At 43.1% G+C, this 16,332-nt stretch carries 8 protein-coding genes; 7 read left to right on the forward strand and 1 reads right to left on the reverse strand.

Translation table 11 applies throughout. The features are described 5' to 3' along the window. Positions 1 to 21 precede the first annotated feature (21 nt). The 3 genes from BW980_RS09865 to BW980_RS09875 are packed head-to-tail and all read left to right on the forward strand — an operon-like array spanning position 22 to position 7,398. The gene (locus BW980_RS09865) at positions 22 to 4,239 is read left to right on the forward strand and encodes a two-component regulator propeller domain-containing protein (protein WP_245800028.1); all 4,218 of its coding nucleotides are present in this window, start codon (positions 22 to 24) and stop codon (positions 4,237 to 4,239) included. A gap of 10 nt (positions 4,240 to 4,249) precedes the next feature. Next, positions 4,250 to 6,079, forward strand: coding sequence for an arylsulfatase (locus BW980_RS09870; RefSeq protein ID WP_083690449.1), 1,830 nt, complete (start codon positions 4,250 to 4,252; stop codon positions 6,077 to 6,079). Next, positions 6,076 to 7,398, forward strand: a complete 1,323-nt coding sequence (locus BW980_RS09875) for a Gfo/Idh/MocA family protein (protein ID WP_076455063.1) — start codon at positions 6,076 to 6,078, stop codon at positions 7,396 to 7,398. Before BW980_RS09870 ends, BW980_RS09875 begins: the two co-directional genes overlap by 4 nt. A gap of 3 nt (positions 7,399 to 7,401) precedes the next feature. Here BW980_RS09875 and BW980_RS09880 read toward each other — a convergent pair whose 3' ends face one another. Further along, positions 7,402 to 8,265 (reverse strand): AraC family transcriptional regulator, encoded by an 864-nt coding sequence (locus tag BW980_RS09880; RefSeq protein WP_076455064.1) that lies wholly within the window; start codon positions 8,263 to 8,265, stop codon positions 7,402 to 7,404. Positions 8,266 to 8,496: 231 nt separating this feature from the next. Here BW980_RS09880 and BW980_RS09885 point away from each other — a divergent pair, with 231 nt between their 5' ends. From BW980_RS09885 to BW980_RS09900, 4 genes are all read left to right on the forward strand, one after another. Then, on the forward strand, positions 8,497 to 11,745 hold the full coding sequence (locus tag BW980_RS09885; protein WP_076455065.1) for a DUF1553 domain-containing protein: 3,249 nt from the start codon (positions 8,497 to 8,499) through the stop codon (positions 11,743 to 11,745). A 26-nt stretch (positions 11,746 to 11,771) separates the two neighbouring features. Then, complete coding sequence (locus BW980_RS09890; protein WP_076455066.1) at positions 11,772 to 13,289, forward strand: DUF1501 domain-containing protein; 1,518 nt, start codon at positions 11,772 to 11,774, stop codon at positions 13,287 to 13,289. Positions 13,290 to 13,350: 61 nt separating this feature from the next. Continuing rightward, on the forward strand, positions 13,351 to 14,454 hold the full coding sequence (locus BW980_RS09895; RefSeq protein ID WP_076455067.1) for an NHL repeat-containing protein: 1,104 nt from the start codon (positions 13,351 to 13,353) through the stop codon (positions 14,452 to 14,454). Between the two features lie 154 nt (positions 14,455 to 14,608). Beyond that, complete coding sequence (locus BW980_RS09900; protein WP_076455068.1) at positions 14,609 to 16,288, forward strand: sulfatase family protein; 1,680 nt, start codon at positions 14,609 to 14,611, stop codon at positions 16,286 to 16,288. Positions 16,289 to 16,332: the final 44 nt, after the last annotated feature.

Here is a 16,332-nt window from a genome sequence, read left to right on the forward strand (position 1 = left end):
TGAAGGTATAGAATGATTAGAATGAGAGTGTTTTTTCGATATAGTATTGCCGTTGCGACTATGTTAGTCATGGTCTTGGGAAATGCCCAAAACCACATAAGCTTTAAGCATATAACAACTAGTGACGGTCTTTCGCAAAGCGATATTAATGCGGTTTATCAAGATAAACAGGGCTTTATGTGGTTCGCTACGCATGACGGACTCAATAAATACGACGGTTATAAATTCACCGTTTATAACCCCAGTCCTATTAAACCGAACAGCATCAGTAGCAACTTGATTTCGGCAATAAGCGGCGATGACGAAGGAAACCTCTGGGTGGGAACGACCGGAAGCGGACTTAATTTCTACAATGCTTCTACAGGCGATTTCACGACCTATACCCATAACGAAGAAGAAATATCAAGTATCATTGGTAATCATATTACCGCATTGTACAAAGACAGCAAAAATCGTTTGTGGATCGGAGAGAAGGATGGCCTTGATATGGTAGACCTTTCCGTTCCTACAGATCAACTCAAGTTCCAACACTATAATTCGGAACAAGACCCCTTTATTATCGGTTGGGACGGTAGCTCCATCTATTCAATTTATGAAGACAAGAACGGCCAGCTTTTGGTCGGTGGGGCCACAGGTCTGTTCAAACTGAAAAAAGATCCCAACGGTAATGATTATTTCGGAAAAATCAATGAATCTTTAGGGCTTCCGGATTGTATCGTAAGGGGTATCATGGAGGATAATTTGGGCCGGCTGATAATAGCGACAAACGTAGGCTTATTTTGCCAGATCAAAGGAAATGGAATGAAGTTGGCGAAAATACATGACGGCAATGTAAATAATATTTTAGTTGATAATAACAATCATCTTTGGGCGGGTTCCGATGAAGGGCTTTTTTATTTTGAAAATTCCTCACTCGAAAAATTGCCCTACTTTGTTAAGGGGTTTACCTATGACTCTAGGGATTCGGGCAGTATCAGTAAGAACATCATTAAATCCTTGTACCTTGATAAAACCGGCATCATTTGGATAGGAACCAATGGCGGGGGCATAAACATTTTTGATCCGGGAAGAAAACAATTTTTGCATGTAAGGAATACCCCCGATCCCCAAAGCCTGAGTTATGACAAGATCCGCGCCATGTATGAAGACAGTAATGGCACGGTATGGGTCGGTACGGAAGGCGGTGGCTTGAACATGTTACCTAAAAAAGATGATGATGGAAATTACGACAAGTTTAGGCACTTTAGCTCTAATTCAAGAACTTTTGCTATCACCGAGACCGTTCTCGACAACAAGAAGACCTTATTTATAGGGTCGGAAAATACTCCTGGACTGTATTTGTTGAATATTGATGACCCGAACCGTATTGAAGCAACTGACCTGCGTACCCAAGGCTTTCCGCATGGGGTGTTCAGCTTATTGAACGATTCCGATGAAAATATATGGATAGGCACCTATACTTCCGGAGTGCACCGATGGGTCAAAAGGGAAGATGGAAAGGGCTATGACAAGACTACCTTTAAAAGCTATCCAAAAAAAGCCTATGTTTTGCCCAGTAACATTGTCAGGTACATTTTAGAGGATAAGTTCGGTAATATTTGGTTTGCCACGGGCGATGGGTTAAGTGTCGTTAAGGCTATTGAACGGTATAAAAAACATCCTAAATTCGAAACCTATAAAAACAATTCTGAAGACCCCCAGTCCCTTAGTCACAACTATATTCTCTCGTTGTATGAAAGTACTGTGGGTGAATTGTGGATAGGAACCTTTGGTGGTGGTCTGAATAAATTTGTTCCCGGGCAAAATGGTGAGGCAGATAGTTTTGTTTCCTATTCCGTACAAGATGGACTTCCGAACGATGTAATCAAGGGAATTCTGGAAGACAGGGAAGGGAACCTATGGCTTTCGACCAATATGGGCTTGTCTAAATTCAATCCGGAAAAAGAAACTTTTAAAAACTATAATGAAAACGACGGCCTTCAGGATAATGAATTTCAAGAACTGGCTTGTGTAAAGCGATCCGATGGTGAGATGCTATTTGGTGGTATCAATGGCTTTAATGCCTTCTATCCCGAAGAGATCAGGGACAACGAACACTTGGCCGAAACCGTCATTACCGATATGCTGGTTTCAAACGAGTCCGTAAAAGTTGGGGCCGAACTTGATGGTAGGGTCATACTCGATAAAAGCATCAATAAGGTCAAAAATATAGAACTGAGCTATCGACAGAACAATTTTTCTTTTGAGTTTGCCGCATTGCACTATGCGGCACCTTCAAAAAACAAATTCGCCTATATGTTAGAGGGCTTTGATCCCGATTGGGTGCAGACTACTTCGAACAAGCGTTTCGCTACATATACCAACTTAGAGCCTGGTGACTACGTCTTTAAGGTCAAGGCTTCCAATAATGACGGTCTTTGGGATGAAACACCTTCGGAAATACAGATTACCATTACCCCGCCCATTTGGCAAACTTCAGCGGCCTATTTGTTTTATGGTGCATTGGTGTTGGGTATGTTATGGTTGTTTTGGAGGTACACTTTTATTAGAACGAGTGAAAAGCACCAATTGGAACTCGATCATTTGGAAAAGCAGAAATCGGAAGAAATGCAGCGGGTAAAACTCGAGTTTTTTACCAATATTTCCCATGAGTTCCGAACCCCCCTCACCTTGATCAAAGGCCCGTTGGAGTATTTGCGAAAAGATGGGGACAAAGTAAGCCAGACCAAGGTGCAGGAGCAGTACAATATTATGTACAAAAACACCAACTATTTATTAAAACTGGTCAATCAACTATTAGACTTTAGAAAGATAGACCAAGGCAAAATGCATTTGGTAGTCCGAAATAGCAATATTGTAGAGTTTATTCAAGAGGTAGGCCAACCATTTCAGTTTTTGGCCCATAAGCAAAATATCGAGTTTACGATTCAGGCGAACCAAGAATCACTTCAGACTTGGTTCGACCACGATGCCTTAGAGAAAATAATGAACAACCTACTTTCCAATGCGTTTAAATACACCCCTGATGGTGGCCGGATTACAGTGGAAATATCTACGGAAGGCGAAGCTAAGAATGACCAAGGTGAAAATGTAATTATAAAAGTACGCGATTCGGGTTATGGTATTGCCGAAAACAGGGTGAACACCATATTCGAACGCTTTAATACCCAAGATAAAAAAGACAGAAGAAACCTTCAGGGGGCGGGTATAGGCCTATCTTTCACCAAGAACCTGATCGAATTGCACCAAGGTTCAATTGTTGTTAAGAGCAAACCCAACAAGGGTACGGATTTTATTGTGAAGCTTCCCATTGACAAAGCGGTCTATATGAATATTCCCGAGGTAAGCATCAAAGAGGTTTCTGAAAGCGACTTTTTAGTGCGCTCTTCCGAGACCGAATCTTTCGCCATTGGTATCAATGATGAAATTCTAGATGCCGATGTGTCAAAGTCAAGGCCTAAGCAGCCTATTCTATTGGTGGTAGACGATAACGCCGATATACGAACCTTGGTAAAACAGGGGCTCGAGAGCGACTATGTTATCTATGAGGCGGAAAACGGCAAACAGGCGCTTAAAGTAGCCAAGAATATTATGCCTAATATTATCTTGACCGATATTTTAATGCCTATAATGGACGGTACGGAGTTTTGTAAATTACTGAAAAACAATAAGGAAACAAGTCATATTCCCGTGGTGATGTTAACGGCAAAGGCATCGCAAGAAAGCGAAATAGAAAACTTGAAGATTGGAGTGGAAGGCTATATCAGAAAACCTTTTGATATGGAGCTCCTTCAACTTACCCTAGGGAATATCTTGAAGCATCGTGAACAACTTCGCAAACAATTCACCCGTAATATAACCTTACAACCTACCGAAATTGCGGTAACCTCGGTCGATGAAACTTTTTTGCAAACGGCTATTGAAATTGTTGAGAAACACATGATGAATACAGATTTCAACGTAGAGATGCTAGTAAAGGAAATGGGGTACAGCCGCAGTAACCTCTACATGAAATTCAAAGAGATAACGGGCTTGTCTTCAAGTGAATTCATTCGTAACATACGTTTAAAACGTGCGGTTCAACTATTTGAACAAAGCGATCTTTCCGTAAAGGAAATTATGTATAAAACCGGGTTCAATACCGCCTCGTATTTTTCAAAATGCTTTAAAAAACAATTCGGTGTTATACCTAGTGAGTATGTAGCCCAACTCAAAAACAAAAAAAATACCACTTCTTAAAAACTTTAGTATGACCTATAGAATGTTTACACAGCTCTTGAGTTCCGTTTGTTTAATCTTGATGCTGTCTTGCGGGCAGAAAAAGAAATCCGATTCTGCTTCTGAAGCTACCAGATCCAAAGAAAAACCGAACGTCATTATTGTTTTTGCCGATGACCAAGGTTATGGCGATTTGGCCTCGCACGGAAATCCGTATATCAAAACCCCAAATCTCGATGCTTTTGCCAAAGAGTCCCTTGAATTGACCAACTTTCACGTGGGTACCACCTGTGCACCAAGTAGGGCGGGACTTATGACGGGTAGAAATGGCAATAGAAACAACGCCTGGCACACCATAGCGGGTTGTTCCATTTTACTGGAAGACGAAAAAACTATGGCAGAAGTCTTTAAGGAAGGTGGGTATAGTACCGCCATGTTCGGTAAGTGGCATTTGGGCGATAATTATCCTTTCCGTCCCCATGATAGAGGGTTTGAACACGCCTTGTATAATGGCGGCGGCGGGGTACAACAAACCTCGGATTATTGGAACAATACTTATTTTGACGATACCTATTTTAGAAATGGCAAGCCCGTAAAATTGGAAGGATATTGTACGGATGTCTGGTTTAACGAGGCCATCAAACATATACAGCGCACCGAAGATGAACCTTTCTTTCTATACCTTCCGTTGAATGCTGCCCATTCTCCCTTTAACGTACCCGAGTCGTACGCAAAAATGTATGAAAACGAACCCTTGGCCGATTACCAAAAACGGTTTTATGGAATGATTTCCAATATAGATGAGAACTTTGGTAAATTAGTAAGGTTTTTGAAGGATAGGAAACTATTCGATAATACTATTGTAATTTACACCACCGACAATGGTACGGCGGCCGGAATCAAAACCGATAAAGACGGAAATGTTACTGGCTACAATGCAGGCTTGAAGGGTACCAAGGGTAGCCATTATGACGGAGGGCATAAAGTGCCGTTTTTTATTAGTTGGCCTGACGGCAATATCAAAAAGGGCTCGGTGAACAACGAGTTGGTGGCGAATGTAGATTTATTGCCTACTTTGGCACATATGAGCGGTATTCCCTTTGAAGCCGATAAACCTTTGGATGGAGCCAATGTGGCCCCTGTTTTATTGGAGGGAAAAAAGGAAGCTGAACGAATGCTGGTCATAGACACCCAACGGGGCCAGTGGCCCATAAAGGGGAAAAATAGTTGCGTGATGACCACGGAATGGCGTTTGATAGATGGTAGCGAGCTCTATAATATTATTGAGGATCCCGGACAAAAAAACGACATAGCCGAGGAGCATCCCGAGGTAGTAAAGAAAATGAAGGCGTATTACGATCAATGGTGGTCGAGCATAGAACCGGAAATGCGTTATGCGGAGATTCCGTTGGGTGACCCGAAGGCTAATCCGGTTACGATTACGGTCCATGATATGCATACCGATGATAATATACCTTGGAACCAAGTTCAGATTCGCCAAGGGGAGTTCGCTCCTGATGGTTATTATAGCATAAAGGTGATGGAAGACGGACTTTACCAGTTTAAACTGTACCGATACGCACCGGAATCGAACTTGGCATTGAACGCTGCGGCAGATCGGATATCGCAATCGTATTCTATGGATGAGTTGCCTGCGGGGAGAAGTTTGCACTTTGAAAGTGCCGCGGTACAGCTTGGTGATTTTGAGGTTAAGGCAGATGTAGATATGGATGCTCCTTTTGTTTTGTTGGAAGGAAAGCTAGGGAAAGGCAGCTATAAACTACAAAGCAATTTCTTTACGGAAGAAGGCGCCAAAATGCCCGCTTATTATATTGAGATCAATAAAAAAAGTACTTTATGAAACCAGACCGAAACAGCAGTAAATCAAACTCAAGGCCTAAAGTACAATTATCGCGAAGGGCTTTTATTTCAAAGACGGCCTTGGTTGCCAGTGCCATCAGCATAGTGCCAAGGCACGTACTGGGAAAGGGCTTTGTTCCTCCGAGCGATAAGGTTAACCTAGGATATATAGGATTGGGGAAGCAGAGTATAACCTTGTCCAATGCCTTTATGGTACATACCGACCAAGCCCAGATCGTTGCCGGTTCTGATGTGTGGACAACCAAGAACAATTGGTTCAAGGCCCATGTAAGTAGCTTATATGCCGAAAAACGAAATCAAGGCCACTACAAGGGCATAACGACCACCGGCAATTACCTTGAAATTTTAGAGAGGGACGATATCGATGCCGTTATTGTCGCGACCCCTGACCACTGGCATGCGATTCAAGCTATAGGGGCCATGAAAGCCGGTAAGCATGTGTATTGTGAAAAACCATTGACCTTGAAGATCCAAGAGGGTATTGATATGGTGGAAACCGTAAAAAAGACCGGAAAGGTTTTGCAGACCGGAAGCATGCAACGCTCATGGGCCACTTTTCAAAAAGCGACCGAAATAGTGCAAAACGGTCACTTGGGCGATATTAAAAAAGTACTCGTAAACGTAGGGGATCCTGCGGTTCCTTTTAATATGTCACCAGAGCCTGTGCCTGCTGAAGTAGATTGGAACCAATGGTGTGGTCCAGCACCTTTGTTACCTTACAACCAAAGGTTGTCCCCTCCTGAAAGTAAAGCTTTTTTTCCCGATTGGCGCCTGTTCAATGAGACCGGCGGAGGAATTTTGACCGATTGGGGCGCCCATATGTTCGATATAGCGCAATGGGGATTGGGAATGGACCGTAGTGGTCCGGTAAAATTTGTACCTCCTGCCGATAAAAATGCCGTAAGAGGTATGCGAATGTTCTATGAAAATGGAATAGAAATGGTACATGAAGACTTCGGTAGGGGATGGGGCGTACGCTTTATAGGAAGCAAAGGCAATCTCGATATAAGTAGAAGCTACCTCGAAACCGATCCACCAAGTATTCTAAAATCGCAAACAAGCAAAAAAGAGGATATGAAATCAAGGGGAAACCACTATCAAAATTGGATAGATGCCATAAAAAACGGAACCCCGTTGATTGCCGATGTAGAAATTGGCCACCGCTCCGCAACCGTTGGCAATATCTGCAATATAGCCTATCAATTAGGTCGGACCCTTGAATGGAATCCTTCAAAGGAAAAATTCATAGGGGATAAGGAGGCCAATAAAATGAAAAGCCGAAAGAATAGAAAATACTAAGGACTAACTTCCGGGGCGTCTTTTTCGAAAGGCTCCGGGGGTAATCCCGTTCTTGGCCTTGAACATTCTTGATAGATATGAAACGGTGCCCATTCCCGTCTTTTCCGCTATCTCGGCCAAGGTGTTATTGGTGGTCAACAACAAGGTTTCCGACCGTTCTATACGAATGGTCTGGATATACTTGCTGGGCCTAATCCCGAATTTTTGCTGAAAGACCCGTGAAAAATGGTCGGAACTCAAATTACTGTGTTTGGCTATTTGGGCAACGGTAAGGGGTTCGTGTAGGTGTTCTTTAATGTAGTTCAGTACCTCATGAAAATCGTTTTTGATATTCAGCTTAGAGCTTTTGCTATTCTGTATGAAGGGAGAGAGCAAGAGTTGTAAAAGCGATTGGGTTTGAATAAACGATTTTGCCGACAACAGGTCGTTGAGCTTTTCCGTATCGGATACAAATTTGCGGTTGTCGTATATCTTAGGGTCGTCTTCTATCAAATACCGTTTAGGGTGTAGGGTCAAGAGCGTCTTAAAATAACCCAAATCTTGATCGCTGGCTTCAATTTCGTACCTGAAATCCTTTATGTCGTATATCGACAGGCGATCACCGACTTCCTCAAGAAAATGAATGTAGTACATCTCCAAATGGTCGTTACATCGATAGCGGCTATACGTAAAGCTCGGAATCAGGTAAAGGTGGCCCGATTTTAAGTCGAACTCTTCATAACTATGGAACATTTTTCCTGAACCTTTGGTAATATAATACAGTCGGGAAAAAGGACTTATGACATTGTCGTAATCCCACGACGTATCGAGTTTGGCGTATCCCCCATGTAGAAAAGTTAGTTTTAAAGACTGTAGGATTTTATTCATAGGCCAAATGCACTTTGTCGGATATTAAATACTATTTGTGGGATGATAAAGATAGCAATAATGCTTTTAATCACTGGTTTTAAGGTGTTTTGGTGAAAAATATAAGGTTTTGGTGGTTTTTGGCACCTTGAACGAAAAGTCGGAAATGTACAACTCATAGCCTGATTTATACAAGAATTCAGCATGGCAAATGATATAAATTTGGCAAAAACATAAATTTTGTCCTAAATAATGTTCAGATTAACAAATTATATCGTTTTTTCTTTAGCAATAATGCTATTTTCATGCGGAGGGCCTGATCTTCCTGAAGATGTAGAAGTTGCCCTTGAAAAGCTTCCGAAGAATATTGATTTCAACCAACATGTGAAACCGATCCTTTCGGACAAATGCTTTTTGTGCCATGGTCCCGACAAGGGAAAAATCAAGGGAGGCTTGCAGTTGCACGATCCTGAGTTGGCCTATGCCGAATCTACGAATACACCTGGGCTTTTTTCCATTGTACCCGGTAAACCGGGGAAAAGTGAGGTGGTAAGGCGTATTTTGACCGAAGATCCCGATTTGATTATGCCAGAGCTGTCATCGCATTTGTCCTTGACCGCATATGAGAAGGCTATGTTGATAAGATGGATAGATGAAGGTGCCGAGTACAAAGATCATTGGGCCTTTCTTAAGCCTGAGGTAAATGAAATACCCAAAGTGACCAAAACCGACTTTGTCCGTAATCCTATCGATAATTTCGTTCTGGCCACTTTAGAAGAAAAAAATATTTCCCCATCAAAACGGGCCGATAAGGAGGTTTTGTTGAGAAGGGCTTCCTTAGACCTGACAGGATTGCCACCTACTATAGAAGAAATAGAGGCTTTTATGAAGGATAGTTCCCCCGATGCCTTTGAAAAACAGATAGACCGCTTGTTGGCCTCTCCGCATTATGGGGAGAAAATGACCTTGGATTGGATGGATGTTGCCCGTTACGCCGATACCCATGGGTACAGTAACGATAGATATAGGGATACTTCCCCGTGGAGGGATTGGGTCATAAAGGCGTTCAATTCAAATATGCCTTATGATGAGTTTTTGACTTGGCAAATTGCTGGGGACCTTTTTCCGAATGCTACAAGGGAACAAAGGTTGGCGACTACCTTCAATAGATTGCATCCCCAAAACTTGGAAGGGGGAATCATCGATGAGGAGTTTAGGTCGGAATATGTGGCCGATAGAACGGCAACGGTCAGTCAGGGGGTGTTAGGACTGTCTTATGCTTGTGCCAAATGCCATGATCACAAATATGACCCTATTTCCCAAAGGGACTATTTTGAAATGTACAGTTTTTTCAACAATGTTGATGAAACAGGGCTAATACCTTGGGATTTGGCGACTCCGGTTCCGGCTATGTTATTGCCTACCAAAGAACAGGAAGGTGTACTGGCCTATTTAGAGAAAATTGTAGAAGAATCGGAAGAGAAGGTCGATAGTACCGTCAAGACCGAGAGCGATAAGTTCAAAGACTGGTTGGCGAGCAATGCCTTTCAAAAGATTCCGGTGCAGAACCGACCCAAGGGATTGATCGCCGCATTTGATTTTGATGATCAGCGGCTGGTCAACAAAATAGGGGGGAATGGAAAAAATAAAATTCGAATGCGCCAGCAATTTGTCGATAATGAAAAGCCCGTATATAAAGAAGGTGCTTCGGGCAAAGGGCTGTTTATGGATGGCGATACTTGGTTGGACCTTGATAAGATCGGAATATATAAGCGTAATGAGCCTTTTAGTGTCTCCATTAAGGTTTTTGTGCCGCAAGACCTCGAAGAAGGTGTAATCTTCCATAAGATGCAAGGCCCCGAACTGCACAGTTTTAGGGGCTACCACCTGAAGATCAAAGAGAATAGGTTAGAAGCCTTGTTCGCCCATGTCTGGCCCGATAATTCAATGGTCGTTGAATCGTTAAAAGAAATTCCAAAAGAGCAATGGGTACAACTTACCTTAACCTACGACGGATCAAGTAAGGCCAAAGGAATAGGTCTTTATATGGATGGTGAGAAATTGGAGACCAAGACCACTTTTGACAACCTGTACAAAGACATCGTTTTCAATAATATGAAAAACTATATCTATAAGGAAACCGTAGAACCCGGACTTAGGATCGGTGCGATATGGCGTGGAAAAGGTATAGGTAATGCCGTTGTCGATGATATCATGGTCTTTGATAGGGAGATAAGCGATATTGAAGTAATGCAGATCAGTTCTGGCGATAAGCTTAAAAACTTGGTAGCAAAGTCGAACGACCAACTTGGCGATAAGGAAAAAGAACAGCTTCAAGCGTATTATTTGTTCAATCATTCCTCGGGTTACAATCAAGTTTTGGCGGAATTGAAGAAAGACCGAGGTGCCTTGGTAGACAGTATTGAGCCGATAAAACAGATAATGGTCATGAAAGAGCGAAAAACGCCTAGACAGACCTATATCTTGGATCGGGGCAACTACGATTCGCCTACGGATTCGGTATTTCCAAATATGCCTGAAAAAATATTCCCAATGAACGATAGCCTACCTAAAAATAGATTGGGCCTGGCCAAATGGATTACCGATAAAAATAATCCCTTGACGGCAAGGGTAGCGGTTAACAGATACTGGCAAAACCTGTTCGGAAGAGGCTTGGTAAAGACTTCTGAAGATTTTGGTAACCAAGGGGAATTGCCCAGTCACCCTAAACTATTGGATTGGTTGGCCATTCAATTTATGGAGTCTGATTGGGATGTTAAAGCGCTTCATAAGACGATAATGCTGTCCGCTACCTATCAACAGAGTTCCGCCATTAGCGAAGAACTTGCAAAGGTAGATATGGAAAACCAATGGTTGGCCCGGGGGCCATCAGTACGGCTGTCCGGCGAAATGCTAAGGGATAATGCACTTTTCGCTTCCGGATTGTTGAACCGGACCATTGGAGGAAAAAGTGTTAAACCCTACCAGCCGGAAGGCCTCTGGAAAGTTAGCGGTGGCACTTATGTACAAGATGGGGAAGAAGGACTGTACAGGCGTAGTATGTATACCATTTGGAAACGAACGGTGCCAAACCCGACCATTTCGACCTTCGATGCCCCGACCCGTGATTTGTGTACCAGTAGAAGGCAGAAAACGAATACGCCATTACAGGCCCTCGTAATACTGAACGATCCTACCTACATAGAGGCGTCGCGCGTTCTAGGGAAGCAAATGGCCGAAGCCGACGATGTGAATGCAGGAATAGCCTTGGCCTTTAAAAAATTGACGGGAAGAAGTGTTACGGATAAGGAACTGGGCTTGCTCGCTTCCCTACAGAGTTCGGAGTACCGGAAATTCAGTGAAAACCCCAAAAAGACCAAAGGTTGGTTGCAAACCGGGGCGTTCAAGATATCGGAAGATGATGACCACGCTTTGGTAGCCGCCAACGCCGTGGTAGCCAGTACCATTATGAATTCCGATGCCACTATAACCAAAAGATAATTTAACAACACCTAATATAGAAGAGTATGTGTAGTAATCATCAACATAGCAAATTGACCTCTACCAATGAAGATTTAAAGACCATTGAAAGGCAGTTAGATCGACGGCACTTCTTGAAAAAGACATCCCTCGGTATCGGGGCAATGGCTTTGGGCAGTTTGTTGGGGACCGAAAAAATGTTCGGAAACCTGGGCAAGGACAGTTCTCCGGAAGAAGTCCTAAAGGCTTATAACAAGAACCGATTAGGCCTTCCGCACCATACCCCCAAGGCAAAGCGCATAATTTATTTGTTTCAAAGTGGGGGGCCTTCCCAAATGGACCTTTTCGACTATAAACCCAAATTGGTAGATATGTTCGGTAAAGAACTCCCGAAGTCGGTTATTGGAGGTCAGAGACTTACCGGAATGAGCGGTAGCCAGAGCACCCTGCCCATAGCACCCTCATCGTTTACGTTCAAGCAATACGGAGAGTCAAGGGCGTGGGTCAGTGATGCCATGCCGTACTTGTCGGAAGTGGTCGATGATTTGTGTTTTATAAAAAGTATGCAGACCGACCAAATCAATCATACGCCTGCCATTACCTTTATGCAAACCGGAAATCAATTACCGGGTAGACCGGCCATCGGTTCTTGGTTAAGCTATGGTTTGGGCTCCGATAACGAAAACCTACCGACCTTTATCGCCCTGGTTTCCAAGAATGGAAAAGGACAACCTTTGAAGGCCAGTCTGTGGGGCAATGGATTTTTGCCAACGGAACATCAAGGGGTTCAGTTTAGGTCGGGTAAAGATCCGGTTCTCTATTTGAGCGATCCTGAAAATTACGATGGTAACGATAGAAGGGAGATGCTCGATTACCTAAAACATTTGAACGAATTGCAGGGCGATGCTTATGGCGATCCCGAAATTCAATCGAGAATGACACAGTATGAAATGGCTTTCAAAATGCAGACCTCCATTCCCGAGGTGACCGACCTGTCGAAAGAACCGGAGTATATTTTTGATATGTACGGTGAAGATAGTAGGGATCCAGGTACCTATGCGGCCAACTGTTTGATGGCGCGAAAACTATTGGAAAAAGGAGTAAGGTTCGTGCAATTGTATCACCAAGGTTGGGATCAGCACAATTACTGCCCGGGCGGAGTAAAAAGCCAGTCTAAAAAAACGGATCAGGCCACGGCTGCCCTGATCAAAGATTTGAAACAACGGGGTATGTTCGAAGATACCCTAGTGGTATGGGGAGGTGAATTTGGTCGAACCGTTTACTCACAAGGCCAGCTCACAAGTACCAACTACGGACGAGACCATCACCCGAAGGCATTTACGATGTGGATGGCCGGGGCAGGGGTGAAACCGGGCTTTACTTATGGGGCTACCGATGATTTTAGCTACAATGTAACCGCAGACCCGGTACATGTCCACGATTTTCATGCTACATTGATGCATTTGTTCGGTATAGACCACGAAAGGCTGACCTTCAAGCATCAAGGTAGACGCTATCGCCTGACCGATGTACACGGTCATGTCGTCAAAGATTTATTGACATAGATTTTATTATATTTATTATAGTTTCAACATATAGACAACCTTATTTAACCACGCATTTTACATGAGCAATAGAAGGAGTTTCTTAAAAAAAACCGCTTTGGGCGCTACGGCCTTATCGACCACATCATCTTTCGGATTCAATATTTTAAAGAAAACGGTATTGGAAGATCAAATCATAGGTCATGGTGATTTTAAGTATAAAGTGGTAAAAGACTGGGCACAAATGTCAGTCGCCCATAATCCTATCTTGAACTGTCATGAAATGCAGATGGATAGTAAGGGGAGGTTGATCATGTTGGGAGACCATACGGATAATAATATTCTGGTCTTTGACAAATCGGGAAAACTTCTTGATTATTGGGGTACACGTTATCCCGGAGGACACGGGCTTACCCTTCACGATGAAGGGGGAGAGGACATGTTGTATATTGTAGACTGCGGATGGTTTGTAGACCGTTCTGGAAAATGGAGCAAACAGGCCGGTACGGTAAGTAAGACCACGGTAGATGGAAGGCTCTTGTTTACCTTGCCCGATCCACATACCATAGGGGCCTATACCCAAGAGCAAGAATACCTGCCCACGGAAACAGCGGTCGGACCCAATGGGGATATCTATGTGGCCGATGGTTATGGCTCCGATTTTATCCTTCAATATAACCATAAGGGTGAATTTATTAGAAAGTGGGGAGGTCACGATAATAAGGACAAAAATTATAACCTTCACAACGCACATGGCGTGGCGGTAGATTACCGAAACAAGAAAAATCCGGTATTGGTGGTTACTTCTAGGTCGGATAAGAGTTTTAAATTTTTCACTTTGGATGGCAAGTTTATAAAAACGGTAGAATTACCAGGAGCCTATGTCTGTCGACCGGTACTCGACGATGATAATATTTATGCGGGAGTTTGCTGGTCGGAAAATAAAGCGGGTAAGCGCTTTAGTAATTCTGGTTTTGTGACCATTATGGACGGCGAAAACAAAGTGGTTTCCAACCCGGGAGGTGATGCACCCGAGTATAAAAATGGCAAATTACAGCAAATGTACCAGTCTGAAAAGGCCGTGTTCAACCATGGTCACGATGTCTTTGTCGACGAAGACAAGAACTTATATGTATGCCAATGGAATGCCAATAGAACCCCACCTATAAAACTAGAAAGGGTCTAAACAAATATTCTACTTCGGTTTTCTCGGTAGACCATAAAACATTTGTAGTTGATAATTGATCATTTATTTTATCTTAGACCGCTAAATATGTGTAATTTTCGGATTGAAGTCTATGACTTTGATCAAACTCATATTAACATAACCAAAAAGTTAAATGCGCTGCAAAAAAAACAATGTGCTGTACGCCCTGTTACTGTTGATAGCGTTTTCTTCCTGTAAAGAGGAGAAGGCGGTAGTCACCGAAAAAAAACCGAATATTATCTACATTATGGCCGATGACCATACCACCCAAGGTTTTGGTATTTACGGTAGTCGATTGGCCAGTTTAAATCCTACGCCCACCTTGGATAAGATTGCCAAGGAAGGGATGATCTTTGACAATTGCTTTGTTAGCAATTCGATATGCACCCCTAGTCGCGCCGCCATTATGACCGGTCAGAATTCCCAATTGAACGGGGTTCTCGATTTAGATGGTCGTCTTGAGCCTGCCCGTCAATTTCTGCCTATTGAAATGAAGAAATTGGGCTACCAAACGGCAATCGTAGGGAAGTGGCATTTAAAGGAAGAGCCTGCTGCTTTTGACTATTATCAAGTTTTGCCAGGGCAAGGAAAGTATTTCGATCCTGAATTTAGGGTTAGAGGTGATAAGCCATGGCCCAATAACACGGTTAAAACAAAGGGACACTCGTCTGACATGGTCACCGATATTACCTTAGATTGGTTGAAGACCAAGAGAGATCCGAACAAACCCTTCTTTTTGGTGCATCAGTTTAAGGCTCCCCATGACGATTTTGAGAACGCTCCACGTTATGAAGAGTATTTGGCCGATACTTTTATTCCTGAACCGGAAAGTCTTTATGAAAGAGGTAACAATGGTTCTATAGCCACTCGTGGCAATAACGATTCCTTAACTCGAATAATAGGTTCGTCCGTATCCCATAGAAACTTGATCCGTAACCAGGCGATGAACATTTATGTAGATAGTTCTATTCACCGGGCTTACCGTGATGCCGATAAAATTCGTCCTGAAGAGTACGTAAAGTGGGAGATGGACGATGAAGAGCGAAAATATACCAGTAAGGTTTACCAAGATTATGTGAAGAAGTATTTGCGCTGCGTAAAAGGGGTTGATGATAACGTAAAACGTTTAATGGACTACTTGGAGGCTGAAGGACTTATGGACAATACTATTATCGTATATACGGGCGATCAAGGTTTTATGCTCGGGGAACATGATTTTATTGATAAAAGATGGATGTACGAAGAGTCTATGCGTATGCCTTTCTTTGTGAGATATCCTGAGAAGATTAAAGCAGGAAGCCGAACGGATGCCATTATCAACAATACCGATTTTGCACCGACCCTAATTGAATTGGCAGGGGGAAGTACGCCTGACTATATGCAGGGAAAAAGCTTTAAAACCATATTGGAAACAGGGAAAGAGCCCGAAGATTGGCAAAAGTCGACCTATTATCGGTACTGGATGCATATGGCCCACCGCCATCAGAACCCGGCCCACTTTGGGGTGCGTACCAAAGAGTACAAGTTGATATTCTTCTATGGAAAATACTATGTTGATACGAGTGACCCGAATGCCGAGTGGGACAGGAAAAACTGGGGCAACGATTTTGATACGGATACCCCCGCGGCATGGGAGTTTTACGACTTGAAGAAAGACCCTAAAGAGATGAACAACGCCTACAAAGACCCTGCTTATGCAGAGGTTATTGCAGACTTAAAGAAAGAATTGTTGAGGCTTCGTGAAGATTTGAACGAAACGGACGAGAAATATCCACATATTCAAAAAGTTATCGATGCCCATTGGAACGATTGATTAAGACTAGGGTTTAGATTAAAAAAGTCTGAGCGTAGCGGAAA

The sequence above is a fragment of the Zobellia uliginosa genome (assembly GCF_900156625.1).
Lineage (GTDB): Bacteria > Bacteroidota > Bacteroidia > Flavobacteriales > Flavobacteriaceae > Zobellia > Zobellia uliginosa.

Bases quoted from the DNA above. Each gene is read 5' to 3' on its own strand.
- BW980_RS09865 (WP_245800028.1), top strand. From the start codon at position 22: ATGAGAGTGTTTTTTCGATATAGTATTGCCGTTGCGACTATGTTAGTC.
- BW980_RS09875 (WP_076455063.1), top strand. From the start codon at position 6,076: ATGAAACCAGACCGAAACAGCAGTAAATCAAACTCAAGGCCTAAAGTA.
- BW980_RS09895 (WP_076455067.1), top strand. From the start codon at position 13,351: ATGAGCAATAGAAGGAGTTTCTTAAAAAAAACCGCTTTGGGCGCTACG.
- BW980_RS09885 (WP_076455065.1), top strand. From the start codon at position 8,497: ATGTTCAGATTAACAAATTATATCGTTTTTTCTTTAGCAATAATGCTA.
- BW980_RS09900 (WP_076455068.1), top strand. From the start codon at position 14,609: ATGCGCTGCAAAAAAAACAATGTGCTGTACGCCCTGTTACTGTTGATA.
- BW980_RS09890 (WP_076455066.1), top strand. From the start codon at position 11,772: ATGTGTAGTAATCATCAACATAGCAAATTGACCTCTACCAATGAAGAT.
- BW980_RS09870 (WP_083690449.1), top strand. From the start codon at position 4,250: ATGACCTATAGAATGTTTACACAGCTCTTGAGTTCCGTTTGTTTAATC.
- BW980_RS09880 (WP_076455064.1), bottom strand. From the start codon at position 8,265: ATGAATAAAATCCTACAGTCTTTAAAACTAACTTTTCTACATGGGGGA.